Below are 19,260 nucleotides of genomic sequence, written 5' to 3' on the forward strand. Positions count from 1 at the left end.
CCCCGGCCGACCCCGGCCGACCCCGGCCGACCCCGGCCGACCCCGGCCGACCCCGGCCGACCCCGGCCGACCCCGGCCGACCCCGGCCGACCCCGACCCCGGCCCACCTCCGCCGGCAGCTCGGGTGCGAACTGTGGTTCGGCCTGCGAGGGGTTGTCCTCGGGCTCTCGACGTCGTTGGGTGGAGGTATGACGGTCGACCCGCATGCCGAGATGATCCAGGCTGTCGAGCCAAGCACTCAGGACGGGTGCGAGGACTGCCTGCGCGAAGGATCCAGGTGGGTGCACCTGCGACTGTGCCTGACCTGTGGGCATGTCGGGTGTTGCGACTCGTCGCCGCGCCGGCATGCGCGCGCACACGCGGCCCACGTCGGGCACCCGATCGTGCGGTCCTTCGAGCCAGGCGAGGACTGGGCCTACTGCTTCATCGACGACGCTTTCGTCTGACCAGGCTTGGCCGGAGACACCGGCGCCGTCCCCGGCCCGCGTGCCGATCATGCGTTGTTCGGTGGGCGTGACACTGGTTCGCGCCGTCGCCGGGGGAGCGCTCGGCATACCCGCGTGGCGCGGCGCCTGTGTCTGGGAAATGCCAGAGCCCCGGCACGCCGCTGTGCCGGGGCTGGACTCTGGCGGGGCTGGCTGGCGGCGTCGGCCTGGCCAGCGGCCCTGCTGAGCGGGAAGTGCTTTCAGAAGGTGCGTCTCACAGAGACCCGCGCAGCGCCCGGGTGGCGACCGGGAGGATGACGCGCGGGTAGCGGAAGATCTTCTGGGCGGTGAGCTCGCCGCCGTCGAGCACCGCGGCGAGGGTGTCGGCGCGGGTGCGGTCCAGGCGACCGGTGCGCCACAGGTGCCGCAGCCGCAGCAGACCGGGCAGCGCCGCCTCGATCGCCGTGTGGTCGGGCCGGGGCGCGCCTCCGAGCCAGGCGTCGTAGCGCGGGCCGCTCATCACCTGCCAGACAGTGGTGTCGGCGACCGTGCCCGTCCCGTCGGAGACGGTGACGAAGTGCGGGACCCGGAAGAGTCCGGGGGCACCAGCGAGCTCGGGGCGGACGGCCGCGGTGACGACATCAGCGCCAAGGCCCATCCGATGCTGCCGGGTGCGCAGGTAGGCGCTGAAAGCCAAGGCCAAGGCGGTCCGTCCGGGAGGGCTGGACTTGGCGTGCAACACCACGGCGTCGACGGCGCGGGTACGGACCCGGTCCATGCCCTCCCGGACCAGCCAGGAGCGGTCGACCACGACGAAAGCCACCTGGCCGGGACCCCGCTGCCCCAGGCTCTCGTCGTCGTCAACCGCGGCTTCCGCCGTCCACCCGGGCCGGAATGTCTGAGTCGGCGCGCACCAGGCCGGTCGGCCGGGCGTCGAATCCTGGAACCACCGACAGGTGACAAGGCCGTCGGCGTCCGGCAGCGACAGACCTGGAAGGTCGCTCGACGTGAAGATGCGCTCTCCAGTCAGCGTCTTCTCCGATGTCAAGGTTTCCATGCGGCCTCCGTACCGGCGCGGAGTGCTGTCAGACGTGGCGTCGATGGCGGCGGAGACCAGCATCAGCAGAGGAGGTTGTCGAAGTCGCCGTCCTTGGCGCCCAGGATCAGGGCCTCGATCTCGGCGAGTGTGTAGATGAGCGCCGGGCCCCGCGGATCCCGGGAGTTACGGACCGCGACGGCGTCGTCCGAGAGCCGCGCCATCTCGACGCAGTTTCCCTGGGAGTTGCTGCGCTGGCTCTTCTGCCAGGTCACGCTCTTCAGCGCGGCAGCGGACATGCCGTTGTGGATCATGGTCAAGGCGGTCTCCTGGGGATGCCGGGGAGGGCTGCCGCCATATGCGGCACACCCCGAATCCGTGTCCAACGTTTCGGTCGGGCCGCCTGCTTCTGGCGAGCGAATCGACCTCTGCGAGCGGTGCCAGACGTTCATGCCGGGCCGCCGTCTCGGGAAGGACTCCCGGTCAGTAGGACCAGGAACGCCGGTGTGGCGTTGCGCCCCGGACCTCCCAGACCTGCCAGCAGACCTCCCGGATCGGCTTCGCCGATCCGGCAGGAACCCCGGACTCCGCAAGCTCCATCGATCCGGCAGGAACTCCGGATCTGGCAGGAACCCCGGGCTGGCGGCGGCGACACGCACCGAGGAAGCGGCGGCCCCTTGGAGCCGCTGACCCGGAAGTCGAGTCGCGTGCACCAGCCCACCCTCCTCCGTGCCTCGGAAGTCGCGGATACACCGTGCTTCTTGCTTGCAAGAACAGTATGGCACGGTCGCATGCACGTGCATCTGCCCGGGAGAGGACGTGTGCAAACGTTGGGCGCGAACGGAGGTCACATCCGCAGGCTCGGATGCCGGGCCGGATGCGCCCGCCGGCCGGGCCTTGCCAGCTGCAGGCCCATGACCTGCGCGGTCTGGGGCGCGGCCTTCCTCAAACGCCGTCCGCCGCGGGCTGTCGCCTCGTCGCGCGACCCACGCGCTCGTTCATCCCGCGCCCTCGGATGGCGACGGGGCTAGGGCGGCGTGGCGGGCGCGGGGGGCCGGGGGCTGGGGTTCGGCTCCGCGCTCGGCCATCTAGTGGAGGAGAGGAGGCCATTCCCTGGCCGCGAGGGAGACGACTGCTATCCCTTGTGGAAAAGTGCGCAGCCCGCGGCCGCTGTGGAAAGCGTCCGCGTGGCTGTGGCCGCGCGGCGCGACTGCCTGCCTACCGTCGCGACTCGGTCGCGTCACGTAATCGTTATCTGCGCGCAACGTGATAGATCAGGTCGCTGATGCCAACCAGCCGCCGATGGTGTAGGAATCTCCAAGCGACGCACCGTGGCCGGTTGGGTCTGGTGAGTCGGGGCGTGGGACGAGAGATCTCGCGTCGTGACCGCGACGGAGGGGTCAGGTGGCGGACGAGGGCGCGACGCGCCCAGGGGCGGTCGTCCCGACCTTTGGCGTGCCCGTCGACGGCGTGGCGCCGTCGATGCCCTGTCGCGGCTGGCTCGCGGCGCCTGGCGCCGCCCATCCCGCCGATGCCGTGTCAGCGAGGGCAACCTCGCGTCCGCGGGTGGCGTCTGGGAAGGCTATGAGGCCGATCATCGGTGGGGTCCCCTACCCTGGCCGCGTGGACATCCCCGTGGGGAGGACCTCCCAGGCAGGAGTTACTGGCGCCCGGGTCGTCCGCCCAACTATCGGAACCGTTGGGCGGGCTGGCAGAATGGCTCCGTTCGGCGGATCCGCGCGGGTCGTGGCGTCCGGCGAGGTTGTGGCAATAGTCCATGGTGCGACAAATGTCGGATTTGCTCACCAGGCGCCCGCCTCGACGTGCCCGACGGCGCCGTGGGATCGCGGCCGGAGACGTGTCTGGGACTACCGAGCCGGGCAGTCGAGATGGCTTTGTCCGGATCGGCTCTGGACGGCGGCAACGAACGCGGCCAAGCTGGCTAACCGTTGTGACGACTGGATCAGAGGGAGCGGGACGTGACGACACCCCCGGCGGGCACTGGCCCGACCGTTCGTCGCATCCTGCTCGGGTCCCAGTTGCGACGGCTGCGTGAGGCAAAAGGGGTAACCCGGGAGGAAGCCGGCTACCATATTCGTGGTTCCGAGTCAAAGATCAGCAGACTCGAACTAGGTCGTGTCAGTTTTAAGGAACGCGACGTCGAGGATCTGCTTACTCTTTACGGCGTGACCGACGAGACAGAGCGGGCGCCGTTCCTGGCGATGGTCCGTGAGGCAAACCAGCAGGGTTGGTGGCAGAGCTTCTCCGAGGTCCTGCCCAACTGGTTCCAGCCATACATTGGTCTGGAGGAATCAGCTTCCCTGATCCGTACCTACGAGCTCCAGTTCATCCCCGGGCTGCTGCAGACGGAGGACTACGCGCGAGCGGTGATCACCCAGGGCAACCGCGGTGTGCCCAGGGACGTCATCGACTCACGTGTCAATGTCCGGATGAACCGGCAGAAGGTCCTGACCAGGGACAACGCGCCTCGCCTGTGGGTCGTCATCGACGAGGCGGCGCTGCGCCGCCCGATTGGTGGCACCAAGACCATGAAGGCGCAGATCGAGCACCTCCTCGACCTGATGAGCCAGCCCTCGCTGACGCTGCAGGTCATGCCGTTCGACTTCGGCGGCCACGCGGCCGAGGGCGGCGCATTCAGCATCCTGCGGTTCCCTGAAGCGGACATTCCGGACGTCGTCTATATCGAGGTTCTCGGCGGCGCCAACTACCTGGACAAACGCGAGGACGTCGACCGGTACATGGAGGCCATGGACCGGCTCTGCGTCGACAGCACCACCCCGGCCCGTACCGCCGACGTCCTGAGGAAGATCGCCTCCAGCCTGTGACAGTCGTGTAACCAGCCGCCATGATCCTTGGCGGCGGTTCGTGATGTCCGTGAACGCCCGGCGAAGCGCGCCTCTCGTCCGGCCGCGGCACTAGCCGTGGCACGGTGATCCGGCGGCTTGTGCCCGTGCCATCCGGTGGCCCGCGTCCTGGCCAGGCGTGCCTCCCGGCGTCGGCTCGCCGGAGTTGTCGCTGGTGACGAGCCTCTCGGCGCGCTCCCGCGGCTGTCTTGGCCTCAGCCCGCGCTGGCCTGGCTGGCGCCTCCTAGAGGGCCAAAGGAGGTGCGAAAATGCTCCTCCTTCGCACCTCCGGAGGCCCCCGTCCCAGAAGCACTCGTGGAGGGCCGCGCGGCGCGCGGCGCCGCCACCCGCGGCCGCCGACCGCCGTTACCCGCGGGCGGCCGACCTGGCCTGGCTCATCCGTCGCGCGGCCGACTGGCCCGCGGCGGCGGCCGACGGGTCCGAAGAATCCTCGGCGACGTGACCGTCCGTGTGAAGAATCGTCCGCGGCGCGGCGGCCAGCCCAAATGATGCCGGGTGCACGTGCAGGCGGCGTGCATATCGCGCGTGCATTCCACCGTGCATTTCAGGCGCGCATCACGCCGGGCCCGGTGCGCCATTTGATTCGGCATTGTTAACGGGCCGGGAGCGCTCGGTAATCGACATCGCTCCGTGATGGCCCGTCCACCGGGTCGCGGGGAGCTGTTCGATGGGCGAGGCATCGAGGCCGGGGTGGTCGGCCAGATTTTCGCGGCGGCCCGACTTGTGCGGGTGTGCGCGGCCCGTCCGTCCGCCGGCACGGCAATTCGGGAACCGGTGCTCCGCTTGGCGGGCGGCCTCGCGGTTCTCCATGCGGCGGCATGCGGCGGCGGGGCCAGGGAGCGGGCACCCCACGGCCGGCCGGGAACTGAGGCGCGGGTCTGGCGCAGGCCGCGGCGAACCCGGTGCCAGTGTGCGGCCCGGGAACGGCCTCTGCGACCATAGGCGGAACACAATGAGCTCCCGGAACGCAGGGAAGGCGCCGTGGACGACCGGATCGCCGATCGCTGGTACGACGCGGTGTCGGTGACGGCGGCGTGGCCGCCGATGTCACCGACACAGCTCACGTCGCCCGTACCCACCGCCGAGCACCTGCCCTGCGTCACGGTGCGCATCGACTCGTCTCCCCGCGTGGAGCCGTCGTCGCTCTCCGGATCGCCCGACCCGTGCGCGGGGACCACCGCGGACGCCGCGGCCCAGGGCCTGGTCGAGCCGGCGGATGCCTGCCCCTCGCCCATGGCGCCCGCGCCGCCCGCCTCCGAGGGGCCGGGCGACGACGGAGCGGCCGGGATGCGCGCCGAGCTGCGTGAGCTCACCGGCCAGCTGCTCGGAGCGCTCGCCGCCGACCCGGTGGACCGGGCCGCGGGCCGTACGGTCGGAGCCCGGCTTGCCCGGGTCGGCTTCACCGGCCCTGACGCCCTTGCCCGCACCGTCGAGGTGCTCGGGCCCCCGCTGTCCGCCGCCGCGGGCCCTGGGCGGGCGCAGGCCGCGTTCGCCGTCCTCGGCGCGGTCGCCTCCGGGCACGGCGAGGCGGTCCGCAAGTGTGCCCTGGCGGCCGTCCGCGACAGGCACAGCGCGGAGCTCACCGGCCTGCGCCGGGCCGAGCGCGCCCGCCGGCTGGGCGACAAGCGGTTCCGGTCCGTCTTCGAACACGCCGGCATTGGCACCTTAGTGGTCGCCGACTCGGGGACGATCCTGGAGGCCAACGACACCGCGCGCGCGATCGTCGGGCGCGACCTGACTCGCCTGTCCATCGGTGACGTCTGGGACCTGGTCCCGCCGCGTGACCGAGCCGGGCTGATCGACATGTGGGCGGCGGTGCGCGCCGGCCGGCCGGGGCACGGCTTCTGGCGGCTGGACCGGGAGGCCGACCCGGACGGCAACGAGGTGTGGGTCAGCCTGACGGCGGCGATGGTCGACGACGAGACCGCCGCCGGCGGCTCGTACTACGCCGTCACGGTCGAGGACGTGACCAGTCGTCATGACCCGCGGGCAGGGGCCGGCCACAGCGGCGGGCTCGACCGTGGCGACGCAGCTGGCGGGGATCACGGCCGTCCACCGGGGCGACTCGTGGGTACGGGAGCGGACCGGCCGGTCCCCGGCTCTTCGGCCTCCCGGCAGGGGGCGGCCGCGGCGGCCACGGCGCGGCTGACCCGCTCGATCGCGGCGGCGCTGCGCACCGGCCAGTTCGTCGTGCACTACCAGCCGATCGTGCGGCTGACCGACGGGACGATTCAGGGCGCCGAGGCGCTCGTGCGCTGGGACCACCCGCGCCAGGGCCTGCTCTCGCCCGAGGAGTTCATCGGCGTGGCCGAGGAGTCGGGCCTGATCGTGCCGCTCGGCCTGCACGTGCTCGAAACCGCCTGCCGCGACGCCGCCCGCTGGGCGGGCGCCGCCGCGGCCACCCGGCTGGCAGCCCCCGACGGCGAGGCGGTCCCCGGCCTGCCCGGTGTATCCGGCGCGGACGGTGTGGATGGCGTGGGCATGCGCGGCGGGGCCGTCCCAGACCCCTTCGTCAGTGTGAACCTCTCGGTGCGCCAGCTGGAGGAGCCGGACCTCGTGCCGGTGATCCTGGGCATCGTCGAGCGCGCCGGGCTGGACCCGCGCTGCCTGCAACTGGAGCTGGTCGAGAACCTGATGATCGACGCGTTCGGCCGCCAGCCCGAGGCGTTGCACCAGCTCGCCGACGCGGGCATCCGGATCGCGATCGACGACTTCGGCACGGGTTACTCGAACTTCGCGTACCTACCGACGCTGCCGGTCGGTGCCCTCAAGCTCGCCGGCCAGTTCTGTGCGCGGGACGAGGACGACGGGGCGGACGAGACGGACGACGAGGTGGGAGCCGACGCCGATGCGGGCTCGGGCGCCGGTGTGAGCTCGGGCGCCGGTGTGGCTGTGGGTGACCCGGCCTCCGTCGTCGCTCTCGCCGCCGGCGGCGGTGGGGAGCGGGCTCGGCTGCTCGCCGAGCGGTCGGAGACCGAGGCCATGGACCAGATGGTCGAAGGGATCGTCTCGATCGCGCATCGGCTGGGGCACATCGTCACGGCCGAGTCGGTGGAGACGCGCGCGCAGGCGGCGCGGATGCTGGCCCTTGGCGTCGACCTCGGCCAAGGCCACCTCTTCGGCCGTCCCATGTGCGCCGACAAGATGGCCGTCGCGTTCGCCGCGGGCGGGGCGACCGTCCCCTTCCCGGGGGCGCCGGACGTTCCTGGCGGCCCGCTGGTCCCCGCGGCGCGCGACGGCCACCGGCACCGCGCCGCCCACCGCCACTCGTAGGCCAGCACCCCGCCCCGCACCCCGCACCCCGCCCCGCACCCCGCACCACGCGCACCCCGCAGCCCACAACCCCGCACCACGCCCCGCGTACTGGCGGAGAGCGGTGGGGAGCTACCGCATGCCGATGCCGGCGAGGGCGGCCCGGAAGCCCGGTGTAGCGCCAGCCGCGCGGGCAGGGGAGGTGAGGCGGTCGGCGTCGTCATCCAGATACGGGCGCCAGTCCTCGAGGAAGACGAGCCCGGGGGCGACCAGTTCGAAGCCGTCGAGGAGGGCGAGGGTCTGGGCGCGGCCGCGCAGCGAGAGCCGAGGCGCTCCGCGTGCGTAACCGTCGTTGTAGGCGTTCGTCCCGGCTCCGCCGGTGTCAGCGCGGCTGTTGACCGTGCCCTGGGAGAGAGCGAGGAAGCTGCCCGGGGCGAGGCGTTCGCGGATCTGGCCGATGATCCTCGGCGGGTCGTCCGCGTCCGGGATGTCGTGCAGGACGCCTAGGATCAGCACCGCGGTAGGCCTGGCCAGGTCGAGCAGCCGGCGGGTGTCCGGATGGTCGAACACCGTGTCCGGGTCGCGCAGGTCGGCCTGGATGATCGTTGCGTCCTGGTTACCGGCCAGGACGACGCGGCTGCGGGCGACCGCCGTCGGGTCAAGGTCGACGTAGACGACGCGGGCGCCGCCGTCGCGGCGCCGCCGCGCAAGCTCATGCACATTGCCGGCGTGACCGTCGTCCGTCGGAATGCCGGAGCCAAGGTCAAGGAACTGCTGGATGCCGGCATCCAGCAGAAAACGGACCGCCCGGCGCATGAACGCCCGGTTCTCCCGCATGATCGCGTCGATGTCGGGAAGCGTGGCCGACAGACGAGCGGCCAGCTCCCGATCGACAGGGAAGTGGTTCGACCCGCCGAGGAAGTAGTCGTAGACCCGCGAGGTGCTCGGTCGCCGGCAATCGACCGTCGGCTCATGGCGCCATGACGCCCGGTCATGGCGCCATGACGTCCGAGGGTCCGTTCCGAGGCCTGGCTGGGATCGCTCAAGATCGATCTGGTTCGCATCGGCACGATTGATCTTGTTGGCATCGGCGGGATGGGCGCGGTAGCGGTAGGCGCGGTCGGCCTCGGCCCGGCCGAGGCCGCACTCGGCGGCTCGATCGAGATCGCGGTCGGGTCGGTCCAGATGCGGCTCAGTGGATGCCACCGGTACCTCCGCCCCTCGGGCAGCAGATGTGCTCAATGCCTACCCCGGCCGTACACCGCCACCCGCGGCGGGTCACTGTCGGCAACCAGTTTGTTCGGCCCGTGCGCATCTCTGGTCGCTAGAGAGCCAAAGGAGGTGCGAAAATGCTCCTCCTTCGCACCTCCGGAGGCCCCCGTCCCCAGAAGCACTAGTGGGAAGCGAGATCGACGGGGAGGGCTAGGCCCAGCCGAGCTCGTGGAGGCGGTCGTCGTCGATGCCGAAATGGTGGGCAATCTCGTGGATGACGGTGACCCGAACTTCGCGGACGACCTCGGCCTCGTTCGCGCACATCGCGCAGATCGGTTTCCGGTAGATCGTGATCCGGTCGGGGAGAACCGCGCTGTACCAGTCCCCCCGCTCGGTGAGTGGGACGCCCTCGTACAGCCCGAGCAGGCCATCCGTCGAGTCGTCCTCCACGAGGACCGCGACGTTGCGCATCCGCCGGCCCAGCTCCGGCGGCAGGCTGTCCAGTGCCTCGACCACCAGTTCCTCGAACCGATCCAATGGCACATCGACGCCCATGCCACCAAGTCTGCCGCCGCGCCCAGCCCCAGGTCCGCCGGACTGGCCGTCCTCCCCGCCGGTCCTCCCCGCCGGCCCTCCCGCGGCCGTCCGCTGGCGCCTTCGCCGCGAGGGGCGGATTGGGGCTTAGGCGGCGGGTTGAGCGGCGGATTGGCCGGGGCAGGGGGCGCCGGCGCCGATGCTGACCGACTCCCGGCCGGACGGGGTGTGGACTTCGACAGGCAGACAGCGCGGGGTGTTGACGTAGTAGCCGCCGGCAAAGGCCAGCCAGGTGACGCCGTTCCCGTGGGCCGAGCAGGCCGGGACGTGGACGACCAGGCCCGGTTCGCCCGTGCCCCAGCCGATCGCGGCCTCGTCGGCGAAGTTCGGTGCCAGTGCCAGGTCGACCGCGACGCCGACGCGAACGAGCAGGCCGTACTTCGCGAAATATGCCTGTGGGTCGGACGCCGGGATGTTGGTGTTTCGGGACGCCTGCAGCTGAACGCGGGTGGGAAGCGCGATGTCACTCGCGACGATGGAGAATTCGCTGGGTGGCGACGAGATCGCGTCGATCACATCACCGCAGTCCATCGTCCTGCTGCCATCGTCGACTGGGGCGGCGCTCCCGAAGCCGGGAGCGACGCTCGGGCCGCCGGACCCTTCAGATCCCCGCGCCGAGACTGCCTCATCTGTCTCTGAGGAGCCGCGAAGGGACGACTGGCTCGCGAGCGGCTGAGAACGGGCGGTTCCGGTGGAATCCTTGTCGCCGCCGCAGCCAGCGACCGTCACGGCGAGCATGAGCGCGGCGGCGGCCATCGTCGACGCGGTGGGCCTGCCGGAGCGGCCGGACGCGTCGGGCTCTCGTCGGTTGGACGGAGCGGTCACCCCGGCATCGTCGCAGAGATGTCGGGGTGACCGCGATGACCATTTCGTCGCGCGTTACCGCGAGTTTGTCACTGGATGATCATGCCTGGGCCGCCAGGCGTCACTGGGTGACCGTGAGCGAGAGGATCTGCGGCTTGGTGACCGGCGCGCCATCACCTGTCTCACCCTCGGCACCAGGACTGGTGATCTTGTCGAGGATGTCGAGTCCCTCGGTGATCTGACCGACGACCGTGTAGCCGCCGGCGAGCGCCTGGGCACCCTCCTCCGACGGATCGGCATAGTTGATGAAGAACTGGCTGCCGTTCGTGTCCGGGCCGGCGTTCGCCATGGCGAGTACGCCACGGTTGTAGTTGACGCCGGTGGTGTTCTCGTTCTTGTACTGGAACCCGGGCGAGCCGCCGCCCGTGCCTGTCGGGTCACCGCACTGCAGAACGAAGATCCCAGCGTCGGGACCAGAGGTCTCCCGGTGGCAGGTCGTTCCGTCGAAGTACTTCTTCTCGGCGAGGTAGCTCAGCGCGTGCACGGTGCACGGCGCCTTGGCCGCGTCGAGAGTGGCTGTCATCGTGCCGAGGTTGGTGGTGATCAACATCTTGGCGGGATTCGTGTCGACGCTGGGCCCCGCGGGCGGAAGCGTGACGTTTCGGGCAGGCGTGTTCCCGTCCTCGGTGTAGACGCAGTCCCCGACCTTCGATGTCGCCGGCGGCTTGACGCTCTGGGTCGCTTCAGGGGTGACGCTCGCAGTGTCGTCGGATGACGACGAGCCGCCGAGCGACTTCGAGAGCGCGATCGCGCCGACCGTCAGCAGCAGGGCCGCGAGGACGCCGAACGCGGCGACCTTGACCTCCGGGGCGAGCTCGCGACGTCGCGGGCGCTCGCCGGAGACGTTCTTCTGCCAGCTCGGCGAACCGTCCTCGCCGTCGTCGCTGTCCTCGTCCTCGTCATCATCGTCTTCGTCGTCATCGAAGTCCGGCTCGTCGAGGTCGGACGAGTCGAGGTCGAGGTCGTCGTCCGTGTCGAGGTCATCGTCGCCGTGGCCAGTGCCCGAGGCGCGGCCGGTGACCTTCACGCCGGCCTTCTCGCCGCCGCGAAGGGCCTGGTGGTCCTCGGCCGCGTCGTCGACGTCGTTGTCGTCATCGACGTCAGCCTCGTCGAGGCCAGAGGCGTCACTGGACGATTCGGGCTGGTCACGGTTCGTAAGAGTAGGGGCGGTGAGCCCCCATGGCCCGGAAGCAGGGTCCCGGGGTGGCGGCAACAGTGCCCAGCCACCAACGGCCCCACCGGCCGCGTCCGCACCCTGAACCATCGGAATCCCCGAGGTGGACAGGATGATCGGCGGTGGCGCGGTGGCGCCCTGTCTCTTGCCGCTCTGTCCTTGCTTCTCTTCCTTGGCGTCCGTGTCCGCCGGCGATGCCGGCGCGCTCGACTCATCAGACCGTGCATCCGGCCCGGCTGGGTCCTTCTCGTCCGGCATCAGCACCTACCTCCCGGCGCCGCAGCCTAGCAACCAAACCTGTACAGCAGCCGCTCACATCGGCCTTGTCAATGACGGTTGGTAGCCGCTTCGTCGCCGCCACTCCACCTCCGTTGCGGCGAGGCGGCCCTCGATGGCTCCAGGCGGGAGACCGGATGCCCCCAGGCAGGAGACGAGCCCGACCATCCGCCCTCTGCGCTCACGCTGTGACGCGCCGAGACGCGGATCGCGCGTGCGTACGCCGGCAGTCGGCCGGTCGCTGGCAGTCGGCTGGCAGTCGGTCGCCGGTCGCGGACGGGCGGCGGGGTCGCCCTCGCCATGCGCGTGCACTCGGCGTGTGTGTCGTTCGTGGTGCCCGCGAACCTCCGCGGATCGCCGCCGACGGTCGCGGACCGTCGCGGATCGCCGCTGGCCCGGCGGTGGCCGTGCCGAGCCGGGCTGGACCGAGCCGAGCCGAGCCGAGCTGGACCGGGCCGGGCTGGACCGGGCCGCGGTCATCCATGCGGCTGTCCTTCAGATGTTGGTGGCACCCTGTCGTTCGCGCGTGAAAGCTGAGCCGAACGTCCGGCCTACGCATCGGGTGACTGTCAGTTCCGAAAGTCCGAGCGAGACGGCGCCATATTGCGTACGGTACACAGATAAACACAGCGCCTGCGTTTTATCGTAATTCCGGTGAGGAAAGCGGTTTTGTGGCGTGACGGGCAAGGTTACCATGCCGTCGATCACCCCCGGGCATTGACTCCCGACGAGCGTTCTTTGTTCTCGGCGGTGGGGGGTTCCGTTCCGGCCCGAGCGCCCACTTCGATAGCGTTGCGTCCAGGTAATCTATGGAGGAGGGAAATGGTCGACATCGTTGGCGCGGGCTTCGGGCGCACCGGAACTCTCTCACTCAAGGCGGCCCTCGAGCAGCTGGGATTCGGGCCATGCCATCACGGCTTTGAACTGATGAAACGGCGTGAAACCGTTTTCGACTGGCTGGACGCGGTCGAAGGAAAACCTGTCGACTGGGATTCCATGTACGCCGGGTACAGGTCGACCGTCGACTGGCCGGGCGCCCGTTTCTGGCGGGAGCTCGCCGCCCACGACCCAGCGTCGAAGGTGGTTCTTTCGGTACGCGACCCGGAGAAGTGGTACGAGAGTGTGAAGAACACGCTCTACCAGGCGATCCTGAACGTCCCGGAGCATCTGCCGGCCGAGGTCGAGCCGCTGATCAAGCTGCTCAGGCTGCTGATCTGGGACGGCATCTTCGACGGGCGCTTCGCGGACAAGGACCACGCCCTGCGGGTCTATGAGGACCACATCGCCGAGGTGAAGCGGGAGATCCCGGCGGATCGCCTGCTGGTCTTCGACGTCGCCGAGGGCTGGGAGCCGCTGTGCGCCTTCCTCGGCGTGCCGGTCCCGGCCGAGCCCTTCCCCCGCCTCAACGAACGGGACGCCTACGCGGCCCAGCAGCAGGCCCGCGTCGCCGCCGCCGCCGCATAGTTCTGGCGGTACCCGCAAAGGAAAGCAATCAGGAACCCGCCCCGGCGACTCCCCCCGCCGGGGCGGGTCACCCGCTTCCCGACTCGCGCCGAGGCTTGGCGCTCAACCCGGCAAGGTTGGCTCCGTTCCGCCGCCTGACATGATCGCGATCTCTGTCCTCTGACGGTTGTATCCGCAGTCCTTCCACGACCACCAGGGATCGCTCGCTGGCCATCATGGATGGTCCGATGCGTCAGGCGATCGATGAGGATCTCACGAGCACGCCCGGTTTGGAACGCAGACGCGTGCGTATCGTCGAACGTCCCCTGACGCCCTATCTGCAATGGGAGATGCAGGTGTTTCGGCACCGCACCGGCGCGGACGAACGGATCAGGATCCTCGACGCGGCGGAGGTCAGGCCGCTTGAGGCGCGGCGTCTGCTGCCAGAGGTCCTGACCCTCGATGACACGGTCTTCTACGAGGTTCTGTACGCCGAGGAGGGCGAGTACAGCGGTGCTCGCCGCGTGGACGATCGGGCGGTCGTGCGCGCGTGCGTCGATGAGATCGCCCGGCTGTACGACCGCGGGGAAGACTTCCGCCCGTTCTTCGAGCGGGAGGTGGCTTCGCTCCCGCACCGGAGGTGATCCGCGCCAACTCGCGCGGATGAACGGCGCTGAACCTACCTTCGTTCTATGAGCCGAGCGCGAGTCTCCGCGATGGCGGTCGCGCTCGTCGTCGTCGCTGTGATCGGGGTCGGGGCGCTGGCGGTGGCCCCGATCATCCTGACAGCGGTGCGCGGCCAGTCGAAGGACTGGAACGAGCTCAGCGACATCGCGACCACCTACGGGGCAGCAGCCGCGCTGCTGTCGGTTCTCGCGTTGGCTGGCGTGGCGGTGTCGCTGGTGTTCCAAGCCCGAGAGACCAAGGCGAGCCGAGACCAGGCGTTGCGGTCGTTGCATGTGGATCTGTTGCGGATGGCGATGGACGACGAGGTCTACCGGCGCTGCTGGGGCGACTTTTTCGACTCCGCCGACCCGGAGGAGCAGCGAGCCCAGCTGTACGTGAACATGATCTTTTCCCACTGGGAGCTCATGTTCGAGCTGAACGCCCTCACGGAGGTGGCGCTGCGCGAGGCCGCTCGCATCGTGCTGGCTGGATCCGACGGTCGCCGATTCTGGGAGGGCAGCCGTGACATCAGGGCCAAGTCGGCAAGCACCCGCCGCAAGCGCCGCTTCCACGAGATCGTCGACGGGGAGTACCTCCGCCTCCCGCCGCCGACGTCTGCTCCCACGCCAGGCCCGAGCCCACCCCCAGGCTCCAACCCGCCGTCGGGCGCCGGCTGACTCCCCTCCATGTCCGAGGATCGAGTGAAGCGTCCTACTGTGACAGTCATGGCGGTGCGGGTTCAGATCGTCGAGGTCGACGGCGATGGGGCAGAGTCAGGCAGCGGCGCGGGCGCCGACGTAGCGGTGGAACCGCTCGGCGTGACCGATGAGGCTCAGAACGACGGGGAAGAGCTCACCGAGCGGCTGACTGCTCGGGATGCGCTCGCCGACCTGCTGGCGGTGCTGCGGCTGTGCGCGGTCGGGAAGCTGCGCTGCAGCGAGAAGACCAGCCGGCCGTCGGCCGCGACGGTGACCGCGGTCGCCGAGGTGCTGCGGCATGGCGACTTCTACGTTGACGACCCCATCGCGGCCTTCGCGTGGCCGTTGTTGCTGCAGGCCGGCGGCCTGGCCGAGATCGTTGGTGGACGGCTGACGCTGACCGCGAAGGGGCGGGCGGCGCTGACGAAGCCGCCGGCGGAGACCATCCGGCTGCTCTGGAAGCGTTGGCTCAGCCACGCGCTCCTGGACGAGATGAGCCGGATTGAGGAGATCAAGGGCCAGCGGTCGGCTCGGGCGTTGACGGCTGCTGGACCGCGGCGCAAAGCCGTGGGCGAGGCGTTGGCTATGCACTGCGCGCTGAGTGAGTGGATGCCAGTGGACCTCCTGTTCGGCTCTATGATCACGGAGGGCCCGCAGTTCGGCGTGGCGCGTGACCTGTGGAAGCTGTATCTCGACGACCGGGAGTACGGCAGCCTCGGGTACGACGGCCACCACGGCTGGACGCTGCTGGAGGGCCGGTACACCCTGTGCCTGCTGTTCGAGTACGCCGGCACCCTCGGGCTCTTCGACCTGCGCTACGGCTCGGCGGCCGGCGCCCGGGATGACTTCCGCGACAACTGGGGCGCGGACTGGATCGACTGCCTCAGCCGTTACGACGGGCTGGCGGAGATCCGCCTCAATAGGCTCGGCGCCTACGTGCTTGGCCTCTCCGACCGGTACGAGCCTGACGCGGCGGCGGGCGAAGATGACGACCGCCAGGGCGAAGATGACGATGCAGACGACATCCTCGAGCCGATCAAGGTGCTTCCCAGCCTTGACGTCGTCGTCACCGGCCGCCTGGTGCCCAGCGAGGAGCTCCTTCTGGATGCCTTCGCACGGCGCCGATCGGAACGCGTCTGGGCGCTGAGCCTCGCGTCGCTGCTGGTGGCCATCGAGCAGGGCCGCCAGCCGGAGGAGCTGCGGGCGTTCCTCACCAGCCGCGCGGCGGTTGACGAGCTGCCCGCGGCGGTGCGGACGCTGTTCGTCGATGCGACAGGCCGCTCCGGCCAGCTGCGGGATCTCGGGTACAGCAAGGTGGTCGAGTGCGCCGATCCGGCGCTGGCGGCGCTAATCGGCAACGACCGCAAGCTCCGCGCGGTCTGCCAGCGGATCGGCGACCGGCACCTCGCAGTCTCCCCGGAACGCGAGGCCGACTTCCGTGCCGCTGTCCGCAAGCTCGGCTACGCGCTGCCGCTTTAGCCGACGTGTCGATCTGTCTGCCGCGCGATTTGCAGAGGTGGCGACAGATCCGGCGCGACGGGCGGGACTGCCCGCACACCTTCCCAGTCCCGCCCGCGGAGCTGGGAAAGTCGCCTTCCGCGTCTCTACGTCGGCCAGTACCTGGAGACCGTGTTTATAGGTCCGCTGATGCTTGAGTCCGTGACCTCTGGTGCCAGCTGGCCGGCTACTCGCCGATCAGCACGCGCAGCTCGTCAGGAGTCAGCCAGGGCGAGCGGCGGTGGATCATCCGGTGGCAGTTGGCGCAGATGACGATGAGATCGCCGAGTCTTGTCGTGCTATGGCCGGCCGCGTGCAACGGGACGATGTGATGGCACTCGATGTAGCCCTCGCCCCGCTCGCCGTACCGCTCCTCGAAGTCAAACCCACAGATCTCGCAGGCAAGCCGACCAGTCTCGGCGCGTACGGAAGCGATCTTGCTGTCGCGTAGTCGGCGGTCCCGCTCGCGAACCATGTGCTGCCGAGCGAGGAGCCGTCCTTCGGGTGCATTCAGTTCGTCGTCGAAGTCGGTTTCGATCATCTTCCAGGTGAAGGTCCCGGCGGCCACCCCGGCCCGGATCGCGGTGGCCGCCTGGTGCATGAGCTCCGGTTCGTTCGCGAACTTGGCAGCGATCACCTTGTCGAGCTTGCTGCCGTTGGTCTGCCGGCGTCCGGTACTCAAGTATTCGGAGCGCAGGGTCCGTAGATCAACCGACTTCCGGGACACGCTGTTGGCGCTGCGAAACGTCGGGGAGCGTTGCTCGGGCGGGTGGATCGGCAGCTGGCGAAGGAGATCCGACAGCTCCTGCGCTTCGGCCTCGGTCTCGAGGATCCGGCGCCAGCCTCGACTCGCGACCACGTCGCAGACCAGGATGATCTCGTCTTCGGTCCAGTCGGGCGGTCGCAGCGCAGCGGCGGGCACCAGCGCACGCTAACCCGCTCAATGGTTCAACTGCTTGCGCGCAAGCGCTTGTGTGGCGTCTTTCTAGCGCTCGTGCGCCGCTTGGCCGCTGTCGATGACAGTCATCGGTCCGGTGCTGTCGTCGCGACTCGCAGCTCGGAGACGTTGGAGAACTGAGCTCAGCTGTCGAACGCACAGAGGTTATGCCGGCGCTGCGCCACGCCGAACGGCTCGACGGCCTCGGAGAGCGTCCGGCCGCAGAAGACAGGTAGGGTGCCCAGACCCTGTCCGCATAGAGGTCGTGGAGATCTTCGAGGTAGTAGACCATCACCGTGATTCTGGAACAGCTCGACAGCGGTCACTTTGACCTCTTCAACCTCGGGAGCGGCCTGAGCCATGGCACGGAGAGATTTCTACGACGACCCAGCGGCACCGAAGCCAAACTCCATCGTGCCGGCCGCCACGGCTGTGGTGCCCGACGGCCAAGGCCGCGTGCTACTGATCCGGCGCTCGGACAACGGGAAGTGGGCGCTGCCGGGCGGACAGATGGACGTCGGGGAGCGGCTAGCGGATTCGGCGGTCCGGGAGGTCAAGGAGGAGACAGGTCTCGATGTCGAGGTGGTGCGGATCCTTGGGCTGTACAGCGATCCCCGACATGTCATCGCCTACGATGACGGCGAGGTCCGCCAGCAGTTCGCCGTGTGCTTCGAGACCCGCGTCTTGGGCGGCCAGCTCCTCGCCGACGGCAGCGAGGCCAAGGACGCGCGCTTCTTCTCGCGGGCGGACCTGGCCGACTTGAACATCCACCCGTCGATCAGGCTTCGCATTGACCACCACTGGGAGAAGCGTCCTGAGCCCTACATTGGGTAGCCGTTTGACCTCGGCATACGCCAGGCTCGTGCGGGATCAGCGGTCCGCCTGCCAGCGCCGCGGCCATGGTTCCGTAGCGGAACTCTACCGTCGGTGGAGTCGACGTTGTCAGCTGGCCAGGCCGAGCGCGGTCGCGATCTGGGGGGCGTCGCGGCGGATGATGGCGAGGATGCTTTCGAGCGCGTCGTAGTGGCCGGACTGCATCGCCGCCGAGCGGAGCGCGAGACCCGCGAGCGAGAGGTCCGCGCTGGGAGTCGATGACGGCTGGCCGGCGCCGAGGTGCAGCGGCATGTTGCCGCGGGCCGATGAGCGGCGGTAAGCCGCATTGGCAGCGAGGCACAGCTCGTTTACCGAAGTGGCGATCATTTGGCGGAGCTGCGGTGGTATTGAGACGCGCATTTTCGACACGTTGATATTGAAAACCGGGTCGAGCGACGTGTCGAAGTCGAGCGAGGCGCGAGCCAGCTTGGTGTGCTCGTCGATGCCACGAATGCCGGCCCATCCACCCCACTGGACCAACCGGTCAGCGCGGTAGACGTAAAGGCCCTGTTGGCGGTTCCAGTTCAGCGGGCCCGACAGGCGCTCGAACTCGTCCTGTGAGGAGAACTGGGTCCGCGCTGGCAGCACGAAGCGTCGTAGGCGGGCCGTGCCCGAGGCGTCGCCGACGGTGATTTCGAACCGTTGCGCCGGCAGCTCGCGGCAGTGCTCCTCACCCGGCGCGAACGGGTTCCAGGGACGAACCTTCTCCCCGTTGACCGAGATCGCGACCTTTCGGCCATCAGGAAGTCCCTCAAGGAAGCGGTGGAAGACGACGGCGAGATGCTCGGCGGTTCGGCGGGCGTAGGTGTCGATCCGGCGGCGGGCCCAGCCGCCCTCTGGGCGCTTCTCGGGCAGTACGCGGTCGAGCAGGCGCCAGAGCACGACGGTACCGGCGCTGTCGCCGAGCAGCTCGCGCGCGCGGTCGATGTCGGCAGAACGCTTCGGCGCGACCACCAGCCATTCGTCGAGTTCCTCGATGAGGTCGAGGTTGAGCTCGCGGACGAAGACGCGGTCGACGGAGACCGAACGTCGCGTGACGACGGTCACGGATTTGCCCTGCGAGAGAGACGCCGTCTTCAGGCCGAGCCCGTACCGGCCGAGGTCGGTGGCCTCGTAGGTGCGCCGCGACCCGAAGCGGAGTGCCTCGACCAATGCATTCTCGCTCATCCCGATGCCATCGTCGGCGATGAAAACCCGGGAGTCGACACCATCGAACTCGATGATCACCTGAACGTGGGCGGCGCCGGCGGACACGCTGTTGTCGACGAGGTCGGCGACGGCGGCGGGAAAGTCGTAGCCAACGTCCCGCAGTGACCGGGTGAGGCGGGCCGCCGACGGTGTGACCTCGTACGTCCTGCGAGCCGTCACCAGATCCCCCTCGTTCGTTCCTGCGCGGACGTTCTCCAGGCTCCCACACACCTCCGTGCT

The 19,260-nt window shown here is 69.6% G+C and carries 16 protein-coding genes; 8 read left to right on the forward strand and 8 right to left on the reverse strand.

What is annotated here, in order from left to right:
- Positions 1–188 precede the first annotated feature (188 nt).
- Entirely contained in the window at positions 189–446 is a 258-nt protein-coding gene (locus BCD48_RS05245; protein WP_071047127.1) for a UBP-type zinc finger domain-containing protein, read from the forward strand.
- A 253-nt stretch (positions 447–699) separates the two neighbouring features.
- On the opposite strand, the gene BCD48_RS05250 is transcribed toward BCD48_RS05245, so the two are convergent.
- Both BCD48_RS05250 and BCD48_RS05255 read right to left on the reverse strand, forming a co-directional pair.
- Positions 700–1,482: a hypothetical protein gene (locus BCD48_RS05250; protein ID WP_071047159.1), complete on the reverse strand. Its 783-nt coding sequence runs from the start codon at positions 1,480–1,482 to the stop codon at positions 700–702.
- Positions 1,483–1,544: 62 nt separating this feature from the next.
- Complete coding sequence (locus BCD48_RS05255; RefSeq protein WP_349307996.1) at positions 1,545–1,775, reverse strand: DUF397 domain-containing protein; 231 nt, start codon at positions 1,773–1,775, stop codon at positions 1,545–1,547.
- Between the two features lie 1,665 nt (positions 1,776–3,440).
- Here BCD48_RS05255 and BCD48_RS05260 point away from each other — a divergent pair.
- Together BCD48_RS05260 and BCD48_RS05265 are read left to right on the forward strand one after the other, a co-directional pair.
- On the forward strand, positions 3,441–4,307 hold the full coding sequence (locus tag BCD48_RS05260; protein WP_071047130.1) for a Sco1979 family transcriptional regulator: 867 nt from the start codon (positions 3,441–3,443) through the stop codon (positions 4,305–4,307).
- Between the two features lie 1,020 nt (positions 4,308–5,327).
- Positions 5,328–7,619 (forward strand): EAL domain-containing protein, encoded by a 2,292-nt coding sequence (locus tag BCD48_RS05265; RefSeq protein WP_071047132.1) that lies wholly within the window; start codon positions 5,328–5,330, stop codon positions 7,617–7,619.
- Between the two features lie 111 nt (positions 7,620–7,730).
- Here the strand turns inward: BCD48_RS05265 and BCD48_RS05270 are convergent, their stop codons facing one another.
- The 4 genes from BCD48_RS05270 to BCD48_RS55445 all read right to left on the reverse strand — a co-directional run bounded on the left by BCD48_RS05270 (position 7,731) and on the right by BCD48_RS55445 (position 11,700).
- A complete protein-coding gene (locus BCD48_RS05270) occupies positions 7,731–8,804 on the reverse strand; it encodes an SAM-dependent methyltransferase (RefSeq protein ID WP_198543095.1) in 1,074 nt (357 codons plus the stop codon).
- A gap of 216 nt (positions 8,805–9,020) precedes the next feature.
- Positions 9,021–9,353: a metallopeptidase family protein gene (locus BCD48_RS05275; RefSeq protein ID WP_241841531.1), complete on the reverse strand. Its 333-nt coding sequence runs from the start codon at positions 9,351–9,353 to the stop codon at positions 9,021–9,023.
- Between the two features lie 138 nt (positions 9,354–9,491).
- Positions 9,492–10,229: a hypothetical protein gene (locus BCD48_RS05280; RefSeq protein WP_071047136.1), complete on the reverse strand. Its 738-nt coding sequence runs from the start codon at positions 10,227–10,229 to the stop codon at positions 9,492–9,494.
- Positions 10,230–10,329: 100 nt separating this feature from the next.
- Positions 10,330–11,700 carry a peptidylprolyl isomerase gene (locus tag BCD48_RS55445; protein ID WP_083418205.1) on the reverse strand — a complete coding sequence of 457 codons (1,371 nt, stop codon included), beginning with the start codon at positions 11,698–11,700 and terminating at the stop codon, positions 10,330–10,332.
- Between the two features lie 840 nt (positions 11,701–12,540).
- On the opposite strand from BCD48_RS55445, the gene BCD48_RS05290 reads away from it, so the two are divergent.
- The 4 genes from BCD48_RS05290 to BCD48_RS05305 all read left to right on the forward strand — a co-directional run bounded on the left by BCD48_RS05290 (position 12,541) and on the right by BCD48_RS05305 (position 16,004).
- Positions 12,541–13,182 carry a sulfotransferase family protein gene (locus BCD48_RS05290; protein ID WP_071047137.1) on the forward strand — a complete coding sequence of 214 codons (642 nt, stop codon included), beginning with the start codon at positions 12,541–12,543 and terminating at the stop codon, positions 13,180–13,182.
- A gap of 227 nt (positions 13,183–13,409) precedes the next feature.
- Positions 13,410–13,805 (forward strand): DUF6879 family protein, encoded by a 396-nt coding sequence (locus tag BCD48_RS05295; RefSeq protein WP_071047139.1) that lies wholly within the window; start codon positions 13,410–13,412, stop codon positions 13,803–13,805.
- A gap of 48 nt (positions 13,806–13,853) precedes the next feature.
- Complete coding sequence (locus BCD48_RS05300; RefSeq protein WP_131803793.1) at positions 13,854–14,504, forward strand: DUF6082 family protein; 651 nt, start codon at positions 13,854–13,856, stop codon at positions 14,502–14,504.
- A 48-nt stretch (positions 14,505–14,552) separates the two neighbouring features.
- The gene (locus BCD48_RS05305) at positions 14,553–16,004 is read left to right on the forward strand and encodes a helicase-associated domain-containing protein (protein WP_083418200.1); all 1,452 of its coding nucleotides are present in this window, start codon (positions 14,553–14,555) and stop codon (positions 16,002–16,004) included.
- Positions 16,005–16,209: 205 nt separating this feature from the next.
- Here BCD48_RS05305 and BCD48_RS05310 read toward each other — a convergent pair whose 3' ends face one another.
- The gene (locus BCD48_RS05310) at positions 16,210–16,944 is read right to left on the reverse strand and encodes an HNH endonuclease (RefSeq protein WP_071047142.1); all 735 of its coding nucleotides are present in this window, start codon (positions 16,942–16,944) and stop codon (positions 16,210–16,212) included.
- 375 nt (positions 16,945–17,319) lie between these two features.
- Here BCD48_RS05310 and BCD48_RS05315 point away from each other — a divergent pair, with 375 nt between their 5' ends.
- Positions 17,320–17,793 carry an NUDIX domain-containing protein gene (locus tag BCD48_RS05315; RefSeq protein ID WP_071047144.1) on the forward strand — a complete coding sequence of 158 codons (474 nt, stop codon included), beginning with the start codon at positions 17,320–17,322 and terminating at the stop codon, positions 17,791–17,793.
- Between the two features lie 108 nt (positions 17,794–17,901).
- Here BCD48_RS05315 and BCD48_RS05320 read toward each other — a convergent pair whose 3' ends face one another.
- Positions 17,902–19,251, reverse strand: a complete 1,350-nt coding sequence (locus BCD48_RS05320; protein ID WP_491677112.1) for an ATP-binding protein — start codon at positions 19,249–19,251, stop codon at positions 17,902–17,904.
- Between the last annotated feature and the right edge of the window lie 9 nt (positions 19,252–19,260).

The sequence above is a fragment of the Pseudofrankia coriaricola genome (genome assembly GCF_001854805.1).
GTDB lineage: Bacteria > Actinomycetota > Actinomycetes > Frankiales > Frankiaceae > Pseudofrankia.

Coding starts and splice junctions, on each gene's coding strand:
- BCD48_RS05315 (WP_071047144.1), top strand. CDS start 17,320: ATGGCACGGAGAGATTTCTACGACGACCCAGCGGCACCGAAGCCAAAC.
- BCD48_RS05290 (WP_071047137.1), top strand. CDS start 12,541: ATGGTCGACATCGTTGGCGCGGGCTTCGGGCGCACCGGAACTCTCTCA.
- BCD48_RS05300 (WP_131803793.1), top strand. CDS start 13,854: ATGAGCCGAGCGCGAGTCTCCGCGATGGCGGTCGCGCTCGTCGTCGTC.
- BCD48_RS55445 (WP_083418205.1), bottom strand. CDS start 11,700: ATGCCGGACGAGAAGGACCCAGCCGGGCCGGATGCACGGTCTGATGAG.
- BCD48_RS05250 (WP_071047159.1), bottom strand. CDS start 1,482: ATGGAAACCTTGACATCGGAGAAGACGCTGACTGGAGAGCGCATCTTC.
- BCD48_RS05245 (WP_071047127.1), top strand. CDS start 189: ATGACGGTCGACCCGCATGCCGAGATGATCCAGGCTGTCGAGCCAAGC.
- BCD48_RS05255 (WP_349307996.1), bottom strand. CDS start 1,775: ATGATCCACAACGGCATGTCCGCTGCCGCGCTGAAGAGCGTGACCTGG.
- BCD48_RS05305 (WP_083418200.1), top strand. CDS start 14,553: ATGGCGGTGCGGGTTCAGATCGTCGAGGTCGACGGCGATGGGGCAGAG.
- BCD48_RS05295 (WP_071047139.1), top strand. CDS start 13,410: ATGCGTCAGGCGATCGATGAGGATCTCACGAGCACGCCCGGTTTGGAA.